Annotated in this window: 3 protein-coding genes; all 3 read right to left on the reverse strand. The window is 57.7% G+C overall.

The annotated features are described in order from the left end of the window. Window positions 1–1309, reverse strand: a 1309-nt coding sequence (tssI, locus tag DBR24_RS27815; protein WP_256591916.1) for a type VI secretion system tip protein TssI/VgrG, incomplete at its 3' end; no start/stop codon positions are given. 23 nt (window positions 1310–1332) lie between these two features. Further along, window positions 1333–2613 carry an endonuclease/exonuclease/phosphatase family protein gene (locus tag DBR24_RS27820; protein WP_128616310.1) on the reverse strand — a complete coding sequence of 427 codons (1281 nt, stop codon included), beginning with the start codon at window positions 2611–2613 and terminating at the stop codon, window positions 1333–1335. 66 nt (window positions 2614–2679) lie between these two features. Continuing rightward, window positions 2680–3260, reverse strand: a 581-nt coding sequence (locus DBR24_RS34150) for an AAA family ATPase (RefSeq protein WP_256591917.1), incomplete at its 5' end; no start/stop codon positions are given.

A 3260-nucleotide genomic window follows, 5' to 3' on the forward strand; every position in this document is an offset into this window, starting at 1 on the left:
TGTACACGCAACCGGTGACCAGCGGCCGGTCGGGATCGCCGTCGATAAAGGTCACGATGACTTCCTGACCGATGCGCGGAATGAACTGCATGCCGAAGCCTTTGCCGCTCCACGGCAACACCACGCGCACCCAGCAGGAACTGGTTTCATCGTTCTTGCCGTCGCGATCCCACGGGAACTGCAACTTGATCCGGCCGTACTCGTCGGTCCAGATTTCTTCGCCAGACTTGCCCACGACAATGGCGGTCTGCGGATGCATGCGCGGTTTCGGCGTGGTGCGTTGCGCGCGGAACGGCGTGGCTTTGGGGATCGCTTCAAAACGGTTGCGATAGCGTTCGTGGCTGACGTCATGGGTGACCCGCGTCACCACCCAGTCGATATTCAGGCTCGCGTCTTCATGCCCGTCGAGGGTGAACCAGTGCCCCGGCACCAGCCAGCGACAGTCGCTTTCACCGACAAAACGTTTCTCTTCGCTGCGCAAACCCTCAATCCGTTGCTTGGTCAGCGCATCGCCCCGGGCCTTGGCGTTGTAACCGCCCGGATGCTCGTAGATCGAACGCGGCCCGGCCACCGCTTCCGCCTGGCCATACAGCGATGTGGTCGGTGTGGTGAATTCGTAATCCGTGGCCCGATACACCCCGGCCACCGCTTGCAGGCACACCTGCCCGGCGCGAATTCCGTGTAACTCACGCTCACCCATTCCCTGACCCAGATACTTGACCTTCGGCCCGTTGGGGATCGCTACGAAGGCGTCGTTGCTGTCACCGAGCACCAGCGTGTGTTTGCCGCTGTCGTGGGTGAAAAACCAGAAAATGCCGTCTTCTTCCAGCAACCGCGAAACAAATGCGAAATCGGTTTCGCCGTACTGCACGCAGTATTCGCGCGGTGTGTAACTGCCGCTCAGCGACAGCTTGAAATCGGTAAAGCCGTGGGCCTTGAAAATCGTCGTGACAATGTCCGAAGTGGCGAGGTTCTGGAACACCCGGTTATTGCTCGCCAGGGTCAGCCACCACAGCCACGGCCTTAACAGCAACTGGTAGCGCTCGGCCGTGGCATCGGCGGGCAGTTGGCGGATTTCGGCAACCAGCGCATCGTACGGGCGCAGTTGCGCGTCATTGTGCAGGGTGGTGGTGACGTGGGTGGCAATGGCACTGGTCAGCGTCAGAGAGGCGCCGTCATTCACGCCGTTGAGGGTTTGCGATCCGAGTGAGTTGAGGGCTTCTTCACCGGACAGTGATTCAGGATAAAGCGCCGACAGCGAGGGGGCGGTGAGGGAGAGGGTGGTGTTGCTGTCAGTCGAGCGAGTCATGAGCAATCTCGAGGGGGGGAAAACTATTCATAGTCGATACCCGTTACATACAGCGTGAGCTTTGCGCTGCTGCCGATTGCTCCGGACACGGCGGGAAATTCGATGATGGCCGGCCATGTCACGCCAATCTGTTTCTTGAAGCGAAAATGCCCTGTCAGATTGCTCGTTGATGTCACCCGCAAAGTCTTTGCGCTCGTCCAGGCCCAATACGTAGCGTCAAGCGGAGCTTCCATCTCTACCGGTGAAGACTTGAAGGAGCCAAAACGCAGGGTTATCCGCTGCTCACCGGCGCCGAGCCGGTTTTTCAATGCGGCACTCAGATAGGGATCTTCTGCGATATGCACGAGAAAGGTCGCTTCTTCATCATGTCGTTTGCCGAAGTAAAATACCGGGAAGTGGTCACTCCGAATTACGTCGCCATAACTGATACGTCTGATGGCTTTATAACCGCCGGTACCGTTCGGGATGCACTGCGCTCGGCCGTCGCATTCGCAATTCCAGCGATAGGTATCTGTGACGTAGGCGTAGTCGAGAACCCGAGGGGTGGCAACATACTCGTCCTCGCAGATGCCCTCATCCCACCGATAGCTTGTATTCCAGCTTTCCTGGGAACGCACGGGCACATCAATGCCTTGTTCGTCGTCGAACACATACTCGACATTGTTGCGCCAATCCAGTCTGGCCTCCTTGAGCGTCTTGTTGGTGATCTGAATATGGGTGCCGGCTGTAGCGGGTGGGACGGGCTTCAGCGGTCTGTGCTCGGGAGGCCTGATTTCCTTGTGATTCTCGTGAGGCTCGGCATTCAGGTCGCCGCCGAAGAAAATCAGTTCGCGAAATTTTTCACGCTTGTTGGCAACGATGAAGTTGATGGTTTCGGCCGTGATTTCGGCCGCCTTATAAGATGAGTTGGCATGATAGAAGGCCAGGGCGTCGCCATTGTATTTATGTCGTATGACGATCGGTGCGCGCCGCTCGGAAGCGCCCAGTATGTAGTCGGAGAGCATCTCGAAGGCTCCTGCCAGTTCATTGCGCACGAACACCATCGAACCTAAAGTCGTGTCGATTCGCGCGCCGCCCTCGTTGTCCAGCGCATGCACCAACCGGTATCCGCGCGATTCCAGCAACTTCTCTGCGCTGACATTGGGCACCCCGGTCGTGCCCGTTTCAAAGAGTGCAAGAATATCGGGCCGCTTGAGCAGCAATACTTTGCTCAGGTAAGCGGCCTTTGCCTGGTATGCCTCTGATTCTTTTTTGCTCTGGTTATGGAAGTGCTGCGTGTTCCATATAAGAATTTTGTAGGGCATCGCGAATACCTGCAAAGAAGTCGAACACTTACGAGAAAGGGCGCGACGCAGCTTTTCCTGTGTCGTTCACTCTAAAACCCACTCCGCCAGTTTCCCTGTCACCTGCGTCATCAACACGTTCTCGACATCCCGCGCACCCGCCGCGCTGCACTTGGCGAGTACGGCTTTAACGATTCCCGAATCAAACTCGAATTGTTTGCCCGTTGCCGCCTTGTAACGGCCCCGCAGTTTTTCCAGTTTCGCCAACACAATCCCCTCCAGCGTCGCTTCATCCAGCGGTCGATAGGCGACCACGGTCATGCGCGCCAGAAACGCCGGGCGGAAGGCTTGCAAGAGGACTTTGTGCAGTGCCTCGTTGAAGGCATCCGAGCCGAGTTGCGCGGCGGGTGTATCCAGCAAAAGCTCCGCGCCGACGTTGCTGGTGGCGAGCATCACAGTGTTTTTGAAGTCCACCACCAAGCCGGTGCCATCCTCCATCAAGCCCTTGTCGAAAACGTTGTAGAACGCTTCGAGCACATCCGGATGGGCCTTCTCGATTTCGTCCAGCAGCACCACCGAATACGGTTTGCGTCGCACCGCTTCAGTCAGTACGCCACCGCTGCCATAACCGACATAACCGGGCGGCGCGCCTTTGAGTTGGCTGACGG

The organism is Pseudomonas sp. HMWF006 (assembly GCF_003061205.1).
Classification (GTDB): Bacteria; Pseudomonadota; Gammaproteobacteria; order Pseudomonadales; family Pseudomonadaceae; genus Aquipseudomonas; species Aquipseudomonas monsensis.

Excerpts from the sequence above, each read along its gene's own strand:
- DBR24_RS27820 (WP_128616310.1), bottom strand. The coding sequence starts at position 2,613 with ATGCCCTACAAAATTCTTATATGGAACACGCAGCACTTCCATAACCAG.